Raw genomic sequence first — 15,739 nt, forward strand, 5'->3', positions numbered from 1 at the left:
GACCCATGCACTTCAACCAGCCCTTCGGTGGCGTGATGCCGGGTGCTCGTGGAGCGGTACTCGCGGTCCTGCTGCGCACTGGTGAGCCGCTGACGGGCCGGCAGATTCATGGCATCGTCAGCGACGAGCACAGCCTGTGGTCAGTTCAGGAGGCGTTGAAGGCACTCACCGACCTCGGGCTGGTCACGTCCCGCACGGTGGGTAGGGCCGGCATTCACGAGATCAACGAGGCGCACGCGTCGGTGGCGCCGCTGCGGGCCCTCCTTGATCCAATGGCGTCGCTACGTGCGGCCGTCTCCGATGCGGTTGGCTCGGACGTGGACGCAGTGCTGCTTTTCGGTTCCACCGCCCGCGGGGAAGCCACGGAGGCGAGCGACGTCGACCTTGCGGTGATCGCCGCTGTCGGTTGGAGCGGGCGCGTCGAGCTCGAGGACATTGTGCGTGCGCGACTGGGCAATGAGTGCGACGTCCTTGTGTTCACCCCGGCCGAGTTCGCAGAGAGGGCGCAGGAGGCTGAGCCAGTGGTGGCCGACATCGTCCGCGACGGCGTTGCCTTGGTGGGTCGGAAGCCGGTCCTCAGCCGAGGCGCCGCCTGATGGCGACCGCTGAGCAACGCAACCACGCCAGGAACTACCTGAAGAAGGCCGAGGAGTACGCCGCGTCCGCGGCGGCCAATCTCGCGGCCGGGCGGTTCACGCCGGCTGCCGCCGACTCGATCCACGCTGGCATCTGCGCGAAGGATGCCATCGTCACAGTGCTGACCGGCTCCACTCGCAAGGGCACCGACCACGCCACAGCAGCCAAGGAGCTACGGCGAGCGCTGGGTGCCCGATCCGCCGCAGCGACTGCTGAGCGCGCTTTACGCGAGCTGCTCGCGGCCAAGGGTGACGTCGAGTACGGCACCAACCTCATCACCGGCGCGAAGGCCGAGCCGCTGGTACGGAGAGCCGACTCGTTGGTCGAGCTGGCGACCGAGATCGTCCGACTAGGCGGATAGAAGAACCACGTCCTGGCAGGCTCTCGGACGATGAGTTCTCCGTTCATCGGACTCTGGGGCAGCGCGAGTACTTCTGCGAGTCGGCGGGCCCCGGCGTGCGATCGCGGATGGCCGTCGTTCATCGCGGTCACCGCCGGGCCGAGGGGATGCGGCGCAGTGCGGATTCGAGCTCGTCGAGTCGTAGCCGTATGGAGCGTCGCCCGCACTGGTACGCGGGGATGGTGCCGTCGCTGATGCGGCGTCGGATGGTCCGGGTGGACAGCGACATCATCTCGGCAGCCTCCTCGAGGCTGACGTAGACGGGCAGCTCACGCCTTCTGGCCATCGTTCAGCTCCTCGCCGTCGACTTGGCCGTGGCGGTAGCGACGAAGCGCCGCGCCTCGGCTACCTGGATGTACAACCGTCCGCAGCCCTCGAATCTGGCCCAGCGGGGTCCGACGCCACGTCGGCGCCAGTCGCGCACGGTGCGTTGCGGGGTGTGGATGAGGAGGCAGAAGTCCTCGAAGGTGAGGAGCGCCTGGTCGTGCCATTCCTCGGGGATGTGGATCTGGTCCATGGTGCCCTCCGGTCGTTGAGGACGTGATCGCGCCGGTCAGGTCCGGTGCGTTCCGCGGTTGGCGGCGGATGTCCTCTCACGTTCACCAAGGTCAAAAGATGCCGTCGGGCGATCACTCAGGCCGAAACTCGTCACTGCTCGTCACCGACCGATGCCCCTGGGCGAGGCCGTAGGCGTCGGCGGCACTAGGTGCTCGAGGCGGCGCCGACTCTGCGGGATCGCGTCGGAGTTGGGGTTGGTGTCTGGCGTCTGAGTGCCGTAGCGGTCGATCGCGTCGAGCGCGCGTTGGACGGCGTGTGCGGGGCCGAGGTCGGCGCGGTCGCGGCCGAACACCTCGATCCACTGCGCGCGTGCCTGGTCGAGGTTGTCGGCGACGAGGTGGGCGGTGTTGCTGTCTCGGCCGCGGGTCATGCCGACGTACGCCGACGCGGCGCCGGTGGTCTCGCCGATGAGCAGGTGCGCGTGGTCGACGGTGTCGCCCTGGGCGCCGTGCACGGTGGTGGCGAAGGCGAGCTCGACGTGGCGTCGGGCGTACTCGGCGGGCAGCCTCCGCTCGCCGCACCGGCCGTGGACGAGGAGGGATCCGTCGTCGCTCACGGCTGCGACGGTCCAGGTGTCGCGGTTGGCGACGCCCAGGTCGCGGTCGTTGCGGCGGGTCGCGACGCGGTCGCCTTTGCTGAGTTGTTCGCCGGCGGACGTCGTCAGGGTCGCCGCTTCGGCTGACTCGACGGCGCCCTCGTCGGCGAGCCGTAGGTCGCGGATGGCGGCGTTGAGCAGACCCACCTGATCGCGGGTGTCGGCGATGAGCAAGGGAGCCGTACGCAGGTCGCCGGCGGCTGCTCGTGTGACGGCCGCGAGGCGCTCGACCTCGGTTGGGTGGATGACGATCTCGCCGCGGCCGACGAGAGTGTCGAAGACGTCGCCGCTGCGTTCGCCGGTGCGCATCTGGAGGGTGAGGTCGGCGTAGGTGTCGTCGACGAAGCGGTGGACGGTGTCGAGCTCGACGCAGGCTTCGTCCGCGGTCCAGCGGATGGCCAGGTCGAAGGCGCCGCCGCGGCCAACGGCCGGCAACTGGTGTCGGTCGCCGACGAGCGCGACGCGAGCGCCGGAGTCGTCGGCGACGGTGAGCAGTGCGCGCATGACGTCCTGGTCGAGCATGCCGGCTTCGTCGACGAGCAGGACGTCACCAGGCAGGAGGCGCGCGAGTGCGTTCGGGCTCGGGTGGTCGTCGAGGTCGACGCGGTGCCAGCGTCCGTCGTCGTCCCAACGGAAGCCGTGCTGGTGGACGAGCCAGGCGGCCGAGAAGGCGTCGCAGCCGACCTGCTCCCCCGCGACCTGCGCGGCCTTGAGGGTCGGGGCGACCACGACCAGTCGGTGGCCTTCGCTGTCGAGACGGTCGCTGGCCGCAGCGAGGGTGGTGGTCTTGCCGGTGCCGGCCGCGCCCTCGACGACGACCAGTCGGGCCGTGCCGAGGAGTGCGCCGACGACGTCTCGTTGGCCTTGGTCGAGCTGTCGTCGGGCGACGACGGATCCGACTTGGGCTGGCGTCCCGGGGTGCTCGGCTCGCGCGACCAGGCGGGCGATGATGTCGGACTCGACGGCGAGGACCTCGCGCGAGGTGAGCGCGCGGACGTGGTCGGGTACGTCGTCGCGCTGCAGGAGGGGACGCGACGCCTCGACCGCGCGAGCGGTGAGGTCCTCCCCCAGTTCGCGTCGTACGACGCCGTCGACGATCACCCCAATGTCGGCGACGATCCGTTCGCACTCGCCGCGGAGGTCGGCGGCGTTCCAGCTGGAGCGTCGAGCTCCGAGACGCACCAGCGCGAGCTCGGCCACGGCGTCGCGGTTGATGCGGGCGATCGGCGTCGCGGCCGGGATGACCGCGACCGGGTCGGTGGGTGGCGTTGGAGGATCGAACCCGAGGCCGCGCAGCTCGTCGGTCCACCGCTGCGCGAGGTCGGCTCCGGATGCCGGCACGACCTTGTCGGGACGCGCCTCTGACCAGGCTCGGCGGTCCCATGCCCGTCGCTGGCGCGGTCCGGGCTCGTGGTCGGGGTGGTCCGCGCGCCACGCCGCTTCGTACTTGTCGACGTTGCGGTCGATCTGTGCGGCCCGGGCGCTGAACCGGCCGGCGTACGGCACGAGCTCGGTGATCTCGCCGGTGCCGGCGTCGAGGGTGTAGCCGTGCGCGGCGAGGGCGCGCCGGAACTCGGGGTCACAGGCGACGGCGGCGTGCCCGATCCCGTTGATCGCCTCGATGCTGTCGACGACACCGATGGAGTGCAGTCCGCGCCACGTGCCGTGGGCGAACACGCGAGCGTTGATCTGCAGATGGAGATGGCGGTGCGGGTCGCCGGCGCGGGAGGTGTGGTGTCTGACGACGGCTGCCTCGATCCGCTCGACCGGCACCTGCACCTGTCGGCCGCGCGGCCCGATCCGCGTCGTGGCGTGGTCGGCGACCCAGCCGATGATCTCGCCGGCGGCGCGTTCCTGGGCAGCGTCGTACGCCTCGGCAATCGCGGGGTGGACCGCGGCTGCCAGCGACCACGTCTTCGGTCCGTTGACCACGACCTCGACGAACCGGAGTCCGTGCTCGTCGCTGCGGAGCCGACCCTTGGGCGTACCGGTCTTGACGTCGTACCCGGCGACCCAGCGTTCGTAGCTGTCGCCGTCGAGCGTTCCCGCAACCTCGGCACCGCCGCCGTCCGTCGGTGTCGCGACGTAGTGGGTGGCCAGTCCGGTGCCCTCTGCCAGGTAGTAGTCGTCGACGCGTGCCCGGTCGGCCTCGACGTAGGAGCGTGCGGCGGCAGCGGCGCCGCGGTAGAACTTCACCCCGCCGTGCACTCCCCCACTCACCGCTCGTCACTGCTCGTCACTTAGCCCGCAAATGGCGCTCGGCCCGCCCCAGGGGGACGGGCCGAGCTGGTTGATCTACGGACCTTCGTAGCATGCGTGCCGCTCCGTTTCGAGGCCAATCAGGCGGTTTGGGGACCACCGGAATCCGGAACCGTCACTCGTCGTAAGTCTGGGCCGTCGGCGCACGACTTGCGATGAGTCGCGACCTCGTCGCTGCTTACGGATCAATGGCGGCTGGTCGCTGGGGACATTAGAAGGGCCCGTGGATGGGCGCGCATCGGTATGGCCCTCCGGTCGACGAGTGGATCAGCTCAGCCCGGCGTAGCGGTCGAAAAAGTCGATGAGCTTAGCCAGTACCCGTTGCTTCTTGCCTCCGTGATCATTGCCCTTCGAGAAGCGCGAGGCGGGCGGCAGGATCTTCGTGATCGCGGTGCCGGACGTCGGCACGGACCCGTCACGGAACGCCTCGGTGACAAACGCTCGCGCCTCCTCACCCTTGAGTGCTTCGGTCTTGATCAGGTCGTCCAACTCGGCGTCACGGCGCTGGGTGATGAAGGCGCGCCAGTCGTCGCCGACCTCGTCGCTGACGGACTGCGAGTCGACGAAGTCCATGATCAGGTCGCGCTTGTTTCGCAGCGTCGGGCTCGCATCGACGGCGTTCTCGATGTCGACCACCTGGCTGACGTGCTCGGTCCCATCGGCCTTCGCCTCACGCCACTTCAGGACGAGCATGAGGATGTAGTCAATGTTGACCTCGACCTGCTTGACCAGCTCGATCTCGAAGACGACGTCGTCGAGGATCGACTCCTTCTCGGGGGTCTCACGCTTGCGGTGCTTCTCCCAGAGTCCGTTGTAGACGCTGGTGTAGTTCTGCAGGTCGCGCGCGGAGAGGGTGTCGTCGCTCGCGAACTCGTCGAACGAGGTCAGGACGTTGCGCAACTTCAGGATCTTGCCGAAGAGCTCCACGAACCGCTTCTCCGCGGCTTCCCCGAACGGCGCATCACCCGGTGGGGTCGACTCGAGGAGCTGTCCCACGACCTTCTCGTAGGAATCGCGGTAATCCTTGTATGGCTTGAGCAGCACCACACCCCGGGCCTGGCTGTTGGCGAAGAGCGCGAGCGCGTCGTCGACCGCAGTCTCCAGGTTGCGGAAGCAGACGATGTTGCCGTAGGCCTTGACCGAGTTGAGGATCCGGTTGGTGCGGCTGAAGGCCTGGATCAGGCCGTGGGACTTGAGGCTCTTGTCCACCCACAAGGTGTTGAGGGTGGTCGCGTCGAAGCCGGTGAGGAACATGTTGACCACCAGCACCAGGTCGACGTCGCGCTCCTTCACGCGCTTGGCGAGGTCCTTGTAGTAGTTCTCGAACTTCGCCGACGACGTGTCGTACGACGTCCCGAAGGTCGCGTTGTAGTCACCGATCGCGTGCTCGAGGAAGTCGCGGGAGGAGCCGTCGAGCGCGTCGGCGTCCATCGCCTCGTCGCTGAGGATGCCTCCGTCCTCGACCTCTTCGTTGGCGGCGTAGCTGAAGATCGTGGCGATCTTCAACGGCTGGTATGCCGGATCGGCCGCCAGACGCGCGGCCTGCTGCTTCGCGAACTCCAGGTAGTAGGCCTTGAGTGCCGGGATCGAGGCGGTGGCGAACATCGAGTTGAAACCGCGCACCCGCTTCTCGCCCAGGGCATACCCCTGACCGCGCATGGTCTTGGTGTCGAAGTGGTCCAGGACGTAGCCGACCACCTTCGCGATGCGCTCGGGGGCCAGCAGCACCTCTTCGGTGTTGATGGCCTCCACGTCCTTGTCGGTGACGTGGTCGGCCACCCGGACCGTGTTCTGGTACGACACCCGGAAGGGCAGCACGTTCCCGTCGTTGATGGCGTCGACGATCGTGTAGGAGTGCAGCCGGTCGCCGAAAACGGCCTCGGTGGTGTCGAGCTTCGCGCCGGTCGCGTTCTCCGGGAAGATCGGCGTCCCGGTGAAGCCGAACAGGTGGTAGCGCTTGAACGCCTTGCGGATCGAGGTGCCCATGTCGCCGAACTGGCTGCGGTGGCACTCGTCGAAGATCAAGACAAGATGCCCGGAGTAGATCTGGTGGCCCTTGTTGCCGTCAATGAAGTTGGAGAGCTTCTGGATCGTGGTGACGATGATGCGGGAGTTCGGGTCCTGCAGCTGCCGCTTGAGCTCGGCCGTCGACTTCGACCCGTTGACCGAGTCCTTCTCGAACCGGTTGTACTCCAGCATCGTCTGGTAGTCGAGGTCCTTGCGGTCGACCACGAACAGCACCTTGTCGATGCCGTCCATCTTGGACGCGAGCTGGGCGGTCTTGAAGGACGTGAGGGTCTTGCCCGACCCGGTGGTGTGCCAGATGTAGCCGCCTGCGGCGGTGCTGCCGAGCTGTTTGGCGTTCGTCGAGGTGACGACGCGTTGCAGGATCCGTTCGGCGGCGACGATCTGGTAGGGCCGCATCACCAGGAGCGTGCGGGAGACGTCGAAGACGCAGTACTTGGTCAGGATGTTGAGCAGCGTGTGCTTGGCGAAGAACGTCTTGGTGAACGCAGTCAGCTCGCCGATTCGCTTGTTGCGCGCGTCGGTCCACCACGAGGTGAACTCGAACGTGTTCGACGTCTGCTTCTTGCCCCGCCGTCCGCCTTCGGACTCTGCGATCCTCCGGGCGCGGGTGGTGTTGGCGTAGTACTTCGTCTGGGTGCCGTTGGAGATGACGAACAGTTGGACGTACTCGAACAGACCGGCGTCGGCCCAGAACGATTCGCGCTGGTAGCGGCTGATCTGGTTGAACGCCTCCTTGAGCGCGACCCCGCGCCGCTTGAGTTCGACGTGCACCAGCGGTAGGCCGTTGACCAGGATCGTGACGTCGTAGCGGTGCTGCCGGGCGACGCCCGCGCCCTCACCGGTGGTCTCGTACTGGTTGATGACCTGAAGACGGTTGTTGTGGATGTTCGCCTTGTCGATCAGCCTGATGTTCTTGCTGGTGCCGTCGTCGCGGGTGAGGACCTGGATGTGGTCCTCCTGGATCTTCGCGGTCTTCTCGACGATGCCCTCGTTCTTCGAGGCCACCTTCTCGGTGAAGAACCGCTCCCACTCGGCGTCGCTGAACGTGATCCCGTTGAGAGTCTCCGGCTGCGTGCGCACGTTCGCCACCAGATCCGCGGACGAGGTGATGACCAGCCGCTCGTACGCCTGCGCCTGGAGCCGCTCGATGAAGCCCTCCTCCAGTTGCGCCTCGGACTGGTAGCCCTCTGACGTGGCCGGCTCGGGTTCGTACGTCGCCACCACGGTCGACTCGTCGGTCACGGCGATCGGTTCATAGCGGAGCGCGGAATCCGGGGCTTCGGTCATGCCGCATCCGACCTCTCGGGGAAGGTCAGGAGCCTGTCGCGGTAGTACTCGTACTGCTGGCGACGGGCAGCGATCTCGGCGGGCAGGCCGATCGACGGGCTATTGACGAGGGCATCCAACCTGTCCAGGATCGCGACGATGCGCTCCTGCTCGTCAAGCGAGGGCACCATGATGGTGGCATTCAATATGTTGCTGTTATAGAGCCGGGCGATGGTCCCGCCGTCCGTTGCGCCCCATTGAATAACCCCGTACCAGTGTCTGAGGTAAGCGTCGGTCACGACCGACTCATCGTGTTCCAACCAAACGATGTTCGAGTCCTGAAAGTACGCGTCACGGCCGTCATACACCACCACGCGCCCGATGGTTCCCGATGCTGAGACGAGAACGGCGCCGGGCCGGGGAAACGGGAAACGCGCTCGGTAATCCTCGAAGACTTCTCGCTCGATAAAGGAGTTAGGTGTCCTTCCAAAGGTGCCGATCTTGTAGAAAGGGATTTCGCCAGTGGACGACGTCTCGTGCTTGAAGATGCGCTTGCACATCGCAACACGTCCGATGTCGCCCAAAGTCATCGATTGATGCCGAGCATCCTTGAGAAGCGCGTCGCGGTAGAACTCGTACTGACAGGAGCGCGCATTCAACTCTGCTTGCAGCTCCGCTTGCAGTCTTTCCATGTTGTCGAGAATCGAGACGATCTCGCGCTGGACTGCGAGGGGCGGGACCGGGATCTGGATGCGTGCAATGTCGGCCGCTTTGATGTCCTTGACCTTGGTGCCACTGACGAACCTGCGCTTCTGAATCTCGAATCGCTCGGTCTGGAAGTAGTAGGCGGCGTACATCGGGTCGAGCGAGTGCTTGAACACGCACGCGTGACCACCGATGGCGATGTCGGTGTCCCCCAACCACGCGACTGCCGTGCAGACGTCCTCAACGTTCTCACTGGTGGTCGTCACCACCAAGTCACCTGGGGCGGCCTTCTTCAAGGTCGCCGCCAGGGTCGGCGTGATGAACGACTTCGTCGTCGTGGTCGAGGTGCCGTAGAACGTGTAGATCTGTCCGTAGTGGATGCACGGAAAGCCGTCCTCCACGAAATCCTTCTTCTGGAGACCGCTCCCGCGCAGGAACGTCCCGACGTCGCCGAGCGCTCGGAACTCGACGCCGTCGGGACAGAACTCCGAGATCAGGTCGTCGATGCGGCTCACGCCTGCGCCTCCAACTCGGCGACGATCGCGTCGATTTCGGTGCGCAGCTTGGTCTGGCGCTCGACGATCCGGGCGATCTCGGTGTTCAGTTCGGCGATGTCGACGGCGACCTGGGTGTCCTCGGCCTCGACATAGGAGCTGACCGCGATGTTGTAGTTGTTCTCCGCGATCGTGGCGTGGTCGACGAGCGTCGCGAAGTGGGCGACGTCCTCGCGGGCCGTGAAGGCGTCCAGGATCTTCTGCTGGTGCTCGTCGGTGAGCTTGTTCTTGTTGCCCTGGCGGGCGAACTCCGCCGAGGCGTCGACGAAAAGCACCTTGTTGTCGGTCTTCGACTTCTTCAAAACGATCACGCAGGTGGCTATCGTGGTGCCGAAGAAGAGATCCGGAGGCAACTGGATCACCGCGTCGACGTAGTTGTTATCGATGAGGTACTTGCGGATCTTCTGCTCTGCGCCACCGCGGTAGAGCACGCCGGGGAACTCGACGATCGCCGCCGTGCCATCGACGGCGAGCCAGTGCAGCATGTGCATCGTGAAAGCCAGGTCGGCCTTCGACTTCGGGGCCAGCACACCGGCCGGGGCGAAGCGCTCGTCGTTGATCAGCAGCGGGTTCGCGTCGCCCTCCCACCTGATCGAATAGGGCGGGTTGGACACGATCGCTTCGAACGGCTCGTCGTCCCAGTGGGCCGGGTCGATCAGCGTGTCGCCGTGGGCGATGTCGAACTGCTCGTAGTTGACGTCGTGCAGGAACATGTTGATCCGGCACAGGTTGTAGGTGGTCAGGTTGATCTCCTGACCGAAGAAGCCCCTGCGGACCCCGCCGGGCAACACCTTGTTGAACTGCAGCAGCAGGGACCCGGAGCCGCACGCGGGGTCGTACACCTTGTTGACCTCGGTCTTGCCGACCACGGTGATCCGCGCCAGGAGTTCGGAGACCTCCTGGGGTGTGTAGTACTCGCCGCCGGACTTGCCGGCGTTGGCGGCGTACATGCCCATCAGATATTCGTAGGCGTCGCCGAAGGCGTCGATGGTGTTGTGAGTGAAGCCGTCGTTGCCGAAGTCGAGGTCGCCGATCGCGTCGAGCAGCTTGACCAGCTTCTCGTTGCGCTTGGCCACCGTCGGGCCGAGCTTGCCGCTGTTGACGTCGAGGTCGGCGAAGAGGCCCTTGATGTCGTCCTCGGAACCGGCGCCCACTGCCGAGGCCTCGATGTTGGTAAAGACCCGCGAAAGGGTCTCGTTGAGGTTCTCATCGGTGCGGGCGCGCTCGCGGACGTTGGCGAAGAGGTCCTGAGGAAGGATGTAGAGGCCCTTCTCCTTGACCGTCTCCTCGCGGCCGAACTCCGCGTTGGCGTTCGGTAGACGGCGGTAGTCGAAGTCGGCGTCCCCGGCCTTGCGCTCGGCCTCGTTGAGGTAGGCGGTGAGGTTCTCGGAGATGAACCGGTAGAACAGGATCCCCAGGACGTACGTCTTGAAGTCCCAGCCGTCGACGCTGCCACGCATGTCGTTGGCGATCCGCCAGATGGTCTTGTGGAGCTCTGCGCGCTCGATTTCCTTGGTGGTGCTGGTCATGCCACTTCCTCTATGAGCGCGGTGAGGTCTTCGGCGGCGAGCTTGGCGTCCGGGTCGGCGCAGCCGTCGGTGAAGACCAAGCCTTCGGATTCCAGGACAGTTTGAGGGTCACGGGTGTCATCAGGGTCAGTCCAGGCAAACCCTTCAGCGATGCGGCCGTCCCAGGTGAGGACCCGGTACGGATGGGCACACAAGGTGCACTTGGAGACGTGGTTGGCCACAGCTTGAGCCGACGTCCCGATCGCCTCACCGAGATAGTAGTAGCCCGTCCACCTGCCCTCGGGGATCAGGCTGAGGATCTCGTGGGCCACCGACCAGTCGAAGCCCTGCTCCTGCTTGAACTGGACGCGGTAGTCAGCCAGGACCTCAGGTGACAACGAGGGCCGCTTCCAGAGGCGGACGGCCTGCTGCGCGAGCCTCTCAGCGCGCTTGACGATCTCGGTCTCGTTCCAGGTGTCGAGCTCGGCGAGATCCTTATTCAGCTGGAGGTGGCTGTCCTTGAAGCCCCCGGCCATGTCGCGCTTGTCGATGAACGGTTTGTCCGACAGCTCGGGGTTGTAGCCGGTCAAAGTCAGGTTGCCGAGCGTGTGCAGCAAGCGAGACTGGACGTCCCGCCAGTCGGCGCCCAGCATCGCCTGCCAGGCGGGCGAGAGCTTCTCGTTCTGCGGCATGACGTGCTCGATGGAGTAGTCGCCGATGCTGATCGGTTCCTTGTGGCTGTCGTTCTCCATCTTGGTGAAGAAATACGGGGCACGCTGAAGCCCGTAGAGGTTTTCGTCGCGCAGATGCTTCGCGAACTCCTCGTCGTCGGGGAAGCGCTTGTAGCTGTCGAGTGTCAGGAAACGTCCCCAGATGGCCTCGACATACGCCCCAGGGACCATCTGGCTGGCGAGCGCCGCGAAGGTGCTGCGCAGTGAGTTGGTGGGCACTCGGCAGATGGTGCGCCGGAAGAGGTAGGAGATGACAGCGTCGAGCAGCTGTGAGAACTCAATCGTGGTGAGCTTCTGGGCTTCGTAGTCCTCGTAAACGCGCAGCAGGAATGGGTAGACCACGACGGCCTTGAGTTGCTCCAACTCCACGAACCGCATCGCGAGCTGGGGGTTGGTCTCCTTGCCCAAGGCCATCTTGACGAAGTAGGCCGAGGTACGGCTGAGGTCGATCACGACGTCTTCGCAGCTGACGCCGATGAGCGCCTGGCTGTCGACGTACACCTTGAAGGCGTCGTAGATGTCTTCAAGCCGCGGGATCGTGCCTGTCCGGACGGTCAGGAAGTGTCGGACGAACTCGTCGAAGCGGCGCTCATTCGTGCCTTTGAACGCCTGCTCCATCGGGAACCAGTAACCCTCGTACAGATGAGTCTGATGGCTCGGCTCAAGGTCCATGAGCACGAAGTTGCGGATGAGGTCGGCCTGCGAGAGCTTCTTGCCGGTCGAGTTCATCGCCTCGAAGACGAGCTGCGGGTTGTCGACGCCGCGCGCGAGGTGGACGTCGACGACCACCAGCTTGCTGATGCCCTTGCACACAGCCGCCAGATCGGTCTTCGGATCCTTGAGCTTGGCGACGAAGTACTGGTAGTTCGCAATCACGCGCGAACGGTTGTCCGAGGGCAGCGGGTCCTTGCGCACCACGGCCTTCAGCGCTTCATTGTCGCTCTGGGACAGGATCAGCTTGAAGAACTTGTCGCCGCTCTCGTACTCGTTCGTGAGCCACAGGCCGCGGATCTTGCGGGGAGCGAAGCCGTCGACTGGCTCCTGTTCCGCGGCTGGGAGGCCGTCGAGGTGAGCAGCGATCGCGGCGAGAAGCAAGGTCACCGTGGTGGTGCGCTGCTGGCCGTCGATGATCAGGGCCGGCTCGGCCTGCGCGATGTTGCCCTGGGCCTTCTCGACGTACACGATCGAGCCGGTGAAGTGGGCGCCGATGGTGTCGCTGCTGCCCGCGCGGACGATGTCCTTCCAGAGCTGCTCGCATTCACTGGGATCCCAGGAGTAGACCCGCTGGTAGATCGGCACCACGAACTGGGTCGCCTTCTTCAACAGATCGAGCAGGTTGGCGTCGACGGCTTTCACAGCGGCCATCCTGCCGTCTACCTCTGACCAATGGGTCCGGTCCCCCTGATCGACACGGGAGCGGATACGCAGATCAAGGCCCCGGACTGCGCCGGCCTACGTTCGGCCCAAGTGGTGACAGAAGCGGCCAGAACTGGGCGCTCACTGTTCCTCGTATGTTCCTCATCCGCTGATGTGGGAACAAAACAGGCCTCTGACCTGCGGAAACGGGGTGGGCGATACTGGGTTCGAACCAGTGACCTCTTCGGTGTGAACGAAGCGCGCTACCACTGCGCCAATCGCCCCTCTACTGCGGTCGCAGACTCTAACGTATGCGCCGCCACCGTTCACATCCCGGCCCCCATCGTCGAGCCCGAGGACTGCCGGCGACGAGCCCTCACGACCGCCCCGCAGAAAAAATTCTTCTCACGAGGCAACCAAACCGGCGTCTGTCGCGTCAGACCTCCTTGAGACCATCGTCTCGTCCTCAGACACCAGGACCTCGGACAAGGATCGTCATGACGCAGCCCGTCACCCCAGCAGTGACACAGGACATCACCCTGCACTGCCTCGACGAGCGCGGCGACGTCGCGTTCGTCGCGTCGTTCGGCTACGGCCCCGGCGACCCGTACGCCGTGTGGCTGACCTTCCACATCCCCGGTGGCGACGTGAGCTGGGCGGTGGCCCGCTCGCTGATCGTCCGGGGCCTCACCGAGCCGGTGGGCGACGGCGACATCCGGCTGCGGCCCGCGATCGACGACGAGGGGCACGCCGTGGTCGTGTTCGACTTCCACTCCCCCAGCGGCAGGCTGCTCACGCAGGCCCGCACCGCCGAGCTGCACACGTTCCTGGGCCAGACCCGCGCGGTCGTGCCGTTCGGACAGGAGAGCGCCAGGCTGGATCTCGACGGCCTGGTCGACGCCCTGCTCGTGCCCTCAGAGGCCGAGTAGCTCCGGCTCCCGCCGGCGCCAGGTGGCCAGCGCGTCGCGCGTCACCGGACCGGGCGCCTCGAGCTCGACCCCGTCCCACCGGCTCACGCCCTGGACGTCACGCGTGGTCGACGCCAGGAAGATCTCGCTCGCGGCCGCCACGACCTCCAGCGGCTCGTCGACCTCCCGACCGCCGTACCACTCGAGGATGAGCGCCCGCGTCACCCCGGCCAGGCACCCGCTGGCCAGCGTCGGCGTCCGCAGCTCGCCGTCGACGACGTAGAAGACGTTGGACCCCGTGCCCTCGCACAGGTGGCCCTGGAGGTTGGCGAACACCGCCTCCGTCGCACCGCGGCGCTTGGCCTCGGCCAGCGCGATGACGTTCTCCGCGTACGACGTGGTCTTGAGGCCCGCGGTCGCGCCCCGCTCGTTGCGCGGCCAGGGCACCGTCGCCACCGTCGTCGTCGGCGCAGCGGGGTCCATGGGCGCCGCGACCACGACGATGGTGGGCGGATGGTCGCCGCGCCCCGACCCCAGTGGCGCCGGCCCGCCCGTCACCGTGATCCGGACCCGGCCCAGTGGCAGGTCCTGCCCCTCCACCGTGGCCCGCACCCCACGCCGTACGGCGTCCAGGTCGACCTCCGGCAGCCCCAGCCCGGCCGCGGAGCGCTGGAGGCGCGCCAGGTGCCGCTCGAGGGCGAAGGGCAGCCCGTCGACGACCTTGATCGCCTCGAACACCCCGTCCCCCACCGTGAACCCGTGGTCCACGACCGGCACGGCCGGTCCCGTCGGGTCGGACAGCAAGTCTCCGTCGATCCAAGCGCGCATCCGGCCACTCTAGGAGGCCGACCACGCGCTCCGGAGCAGCCCGTGCGCGACACACGGCGAGGCCGGTTTGGGACCGCCGCGAACCATCGGGTACGGTTCTCACGCACATCAGGTCCGACCGCAAGGTGGGAGCAGATGAGCGTGCGGACATAGCTCAGTTGGTAGAGCGCAACCTTGCCAAGGTTGAGGTCGCGAGTTCGAGTCTCGTTGTCCGCTCGGAGTAGGTCGTTGGAGGCCTGGCCGTCACGGTGGGTTGGCCGAGAGGCGAGGCAACGGACTGCAAATCCGTGTACACGGGTTCAAATCCCGTACCCACCTCCACAACTTCACAGCGGGCGATTGGCGCAGTGGTAGCGCGCTTCCCTGACACGGAAGAGGTCACTGGTTCAAACCCAGTATCGCCCACCAGCAAGATATAGCCCCTGACCTGCGGAAACGCAGATCAGGGGCTTCTGTCATCTCGGACGCGTGGCCAATGTGTGTCCCATGATGAGAGTCGTGGTCTGAAGACCAGAAAGCCTCGCCAGCCGAGTTTGAGGCCCCTCAGGCCTGCCGGCCGTCGTACTCCTGCTGGCTCGTCTCGATCTGGGGATTGTGGGCAACCGCCCACTCCGCGAGGCGGACGGCCGGGTCGATGAGGGTGCGTCCGGCGTCAGTCAGCTCGTACTCCACCCGCGGGGGCACCTCGGCGAAGACGGTCCGACTCACGAGTCCGTCGCGCTCGAGGTTGCGCAGGGTGCGGGTGAGCATCCGCTGGCTAATGCCCGGAATGCGTTGCTGCAACGCGGTGAACCGCATCCGCTCGCCCTCGAGCGTGGCAACGACCAGGAGCGTCCACTTGTCGCCGATCCGGTCAAGGATCCCGCGGATCGCCTTGCCTCCGTCACCCCGAATGAGGCAGGACCTCTGGTACGTCGACATCCGTTCCCCGCTGCACTCGACTGTGGCCAAGGCACACCGATGTGCCTTTTGTAGAGGGTAAGCCAGTACCCAACAATGCTGTTACTTACTGGTCGTAACCATAGGAGTCACCATGGAGATCGCGTACTGGATCGTGGCGGGCCTACTGTCCCTCATGTACGTCTACTCGGGTGGGATCAAGCTGGCACAGAGCCAGGAAAAGCTTGCGCCGATGATGGCCTGGGCCGGCACCACGGTGCCGATGGTCGGCGTCCGCGCCATCGGCCTGGTCGAGCTGCTCGGTGCCGCGGGACTGATCGTGCCGCCGGCCACCGACATCGCCCCGATCCTCGCCCTCGCCGCTGCCGTCGGCCTGCTCGTACTGCAGCTGCTCGCCAGCGGGTTCCACCTCTCCCGCCGGGAGACCAACGACATCTGGCTCAACGCGGTCCTCGCCGTCGCCGCGGCCGTGACCGTCTGGCTGGCCGCCGCCCTCTGGACCTGACC

The 15,739-nt window shown here is 66.1% G+C and carries 13 protein-coding genes and 4 tRNA genes; 7 read left to right on the plus strand and 10 right to left on the minus strand.

Features of this window, described 5'->3' with window-relative positions; translation table 11 throughout:
• The first annotated feature begins 5 nt into the window (after positions 1–5).
• Complete coding sequence (locus LQ940_RS12245; protein ID WP_231242663.1) at positions 6–596, plus strand: nucleotidyltransferase domain-containing protein; 591 nt, start codon at positions 6–8, stop codon at positions 594–596.
• The gene (locus tag LQ940_RS12250; protein ID WP_231242660.1) at positions 596–997 is read left to right on the plus strand and encodes a hypothetical protein; all 402 of its coding nucleotides are present in this window, start codon (positions 596–598) and stop codon (positions 995–997) included. Before LQ940_RS12245 ends, LQ940_RS12250 begins: the two co-directional genes overlap by 1 nt.
• 127 nt (positions 998–1,124) lie before the next feature.
• Here LQ940_RS12250 and LQ940_RS12255 read toward each other — a convergent pair whose 3' ends face one another.
• From LQ940_RS12255 to LQ940_RS12290, 8 genes are all read right to left on the minus strand, one after another.
• On the minus strand, positions 1,125–1,322 hold the full coding sequence (locus tag LQ940_RS12255; protein WP_231242658.1) for a helix-turn-helix transcriptional regulator: 198 nt from the start codon (positions 1,320–1,322) through the stop codon (positions 1,125–1,127).
• A 3-nt stretch (positions 1,323–1,325) separates the two neighbouring features.
• The gene (locus LQ940_RS12260; protein WP_231242656.1) at positions 1,326–1,553 is read right to left on the minus strand and encodes a hypothetical protein; all 228 of its coding nucleotides are present in this window, start codon (positions 1,551–1,553) and stop codon (positions 1,326–1,328) included.
• 141 nt (positions 1,554–1,694) lie between these two features.
• Entirely contained in the window at positions 1,695–4,409 is a 2,715-nt protein-coding gene (gene mobF, locus LQ940_RS12265; protein WP_231242654.1) for a MobF family relaxase, read from the minus strand.
• 306 nt (positions 4,410–4,715) lie between these two features.
• Positions 4,716–7,763: a type I restriction endonuclease subunit R gene (locus LQ940_RS12270; RefSeq protein WP_231242652.1), complete on the minus strand. Its 3,048-nt coding sequence runs from the start codon at positions 7,761–7,763 to the stop codon at positions 4,716–4,718.
• On the minus strand, positions 7,760–8,962 hold the full coding sequence (locus LQ940_RS12275; protein WP_231242651.1) for a restriction endonuclease subunit S: 1,203 nt from the start codon (positions 8,960–8,962) through the stop codon (positions 7,760–7,762). Before LQ940_RS12275 ends, LQ940_RS12270 begins: the two co-directional genes overlap by 4 nt.
• Positions 8,959–10,530, minus strand: coding sequence for a type I restriction-modification system subunit M (locus LQ940_RS12280; RefSeq protein WP_231242650.1), 1,572 nt, complete (start codon positions 10,528–10,530; stop codon positions 8,959–8,961). Before LQ940_RS12280 ends, LQ940_RS12275 begins: the two co-directional genes overlap by 4 nt.
• Entirely contained in the window at positions 10,527–12,596 is a 2,070-nt protein-coding gene (locus LQ940_RS12285; RefSeq protein ID WP_231242648.1) for a DUF262 domain-containing protein, read from the minus strand. The genes LQ940_RS12280 and LQ940_RS12285 overlap by 4 nt, the downstream gene beginning before the upstream one ends.
• 212 nt (positions 12,597–12,808) lie before the next feature.
• A tRNA-Val gene (locus tag LQ940_RS12290) sits at positions 12,809–12,880 on the minus strand.
• Positions 12,881–13,093: 213 nt separating this feature from the next.
• On the opposite strand from LQ940_RS12290, the gene LQ940_RS12295 reads away from it, so the two are divergent.
• Positions 13,094–13,525 carry an SsgA family sporulation/cell division regulator gene (locus LQ940_RS12295; RefSeq protein ID WP_231242646.1) on the plus strand — a complete coding sequence of 144 codons (432 nt, stop codon included), beginning with the start codon at positions 13,094–13,096 and terminating at the stop codon, positions 13,523–13,525.
• Here LQ940_RS12295 and LQ940_RS12300 read toward each other — a convergent pair.
• Positions 13,511–14,332: an aminotransferase class IV gene (locus LQ940_RS12300; protein ID WP_231242645.1), complete on the minus strand. Its 822-nt coding sequence runs from the start codon at positions 14,330–14,332 to the stop codon at positions 13,511–13,513. The genes LQ940_RS12295 and LQ940_RS12300 overlap by 15 nt on opposite strands.
• A gap of 143 nt (positions 14,333–14,475) precedes the next feature.
• Between LQ940_RS12300 and LQ940_RS12305 the strand changes: the two genes are divergently transcribed.
• The 3 genes from LQ940_RS12305 to LQ940_RS12315 all read left to right on the plus strand — a co-directional run bounded on the left by LQ940_RS12305 (position 14,476) and on the right by LQ940_RS12315 (position 14,740).
• Positions 14,476–14,548 (plus strand) — tRNA-Gly (locus LQ940_RS12305).
• A gap of 31 nt (positions 14,549–14,579) precedes the next feature.
• Positions 14,580–14,653 (plus strand) — tRNA-Cys (locus LQ940_RS12310).
• A 12-nt stretch (positions 14,654–14,665) separates the two neighbouring features.
• Positions 14,666–14,740 (plus strand) — tRNA-Val (locus LQ940_RS12315).
• 135 nt (positions 14,741–14,875) lie between these two features.
• On the opposite strand, the gene LQ940_RS12320 is transcribed toward LQ940_RS12315, so the two are convergent.
• A complete protein-coding gene (locus LQ940_RS12320) occupies positions 14,876–15,253 on the minus strand; it encodes a winged helix-turn-helix transcriptional regulator (protein WP_231242644.1) in 378 nt (125 codons plus the stop codon).
• A gap of 112 nt (positions 15,254–15,365) precedes the next feature.
• Between LQ940_RS12320 and LQ940_RS12325 the strand changes: the two genes are divergently transcribed.
• Positions 15,366–15,737, plus strand: coding sequence for a DoxX family protein (locus LQ940_RS12325; RefSeq protein ID WP_231242642.1), 372 nt, complete (start codon positions 15,366–15,368; stop codon positions 15,735–15,737).
• The last annotated feature ends 2 nt before the right edge of the window (positions 15,738–15,739 follow it).

The organism is Nocardioides sp. cx-173, from assembly GCF_021117365.1.
Taxonomy (GTDB): Bacteria; Actinomycetota; Actinomycetes; order Propionibacteriales; family Nocardioidaceae; genus Nocardioides.

Coding starts and splice junctions, on each gene's coding strand:
- LQ940_RS12295 (WP_231242646.1), top strand. CDS start 13,094: ATGACGCAGCCCGTCACCCCAGCAGTGACACAGGACATCACCCTGCAC.
- LQ940_RS12300 (WP_231242645.1), bottom strand. CDS start 14,332: ATGCGCGCTTGGATCGACGGAGACTTGCTGTCCGACCCGACGGGACCG.
- LQ940_RS12255 (WP_231242658.1), bottom strand. CDS start 1,322: ATGGCCAGAAGGCGTGAGCTGCCCGTCTACGTCAGCCTCGAGGAGGCT.
- LQ940_RS12270 (WP_231242652.1), bottom strand. CDS start 7,763: ATGACCGAAGCCCCGGATTCCGCGCTCCGCTATGAACCGATCGCCGTG.
- LQ940_RS12325 (WP_231242642.1), top strand. CDS start 15,366: ATGGAGATCGCGTACTGGATCGTGGCGGGCCTACTGTCCCTCATGTAC.
- LQ940_RS12280 (WP_231242650.1), bottom strand. CDS start 10,530: ATGACCAGCACCACCAAGGAAATCGAGCGCGCAGAGCTCCACAAGACC.
- LQ940_RS12320 (WP_231242644.1), bottom strand. CDS start 15,253: ATGTCGACGTACCAGAGGTCCTGCCTCATTCGGGGTGACGGAGGCAAG.
- LQ940_RS12260 (WP_231242656.1), bottom strand. CDS start 1,553: ATGGACCAGATCCACATCCCCGAGGAATGGCACGACCAGGCGCTCCTC.
- LQ940_RS12245 (WP_231242663.1), top strand. CDS start 6: ATGCACTTCAACCAGCCCTTCGGTGGCGTGATGCCGGGTGCTCGTGGA.
- LQ940_RS12250 (WP_231242660.1), top strand. CDS start 596: ATGGCGACCGCTGAGCAACGCAACCACGCCAGGAACTACCTGAAGAAG.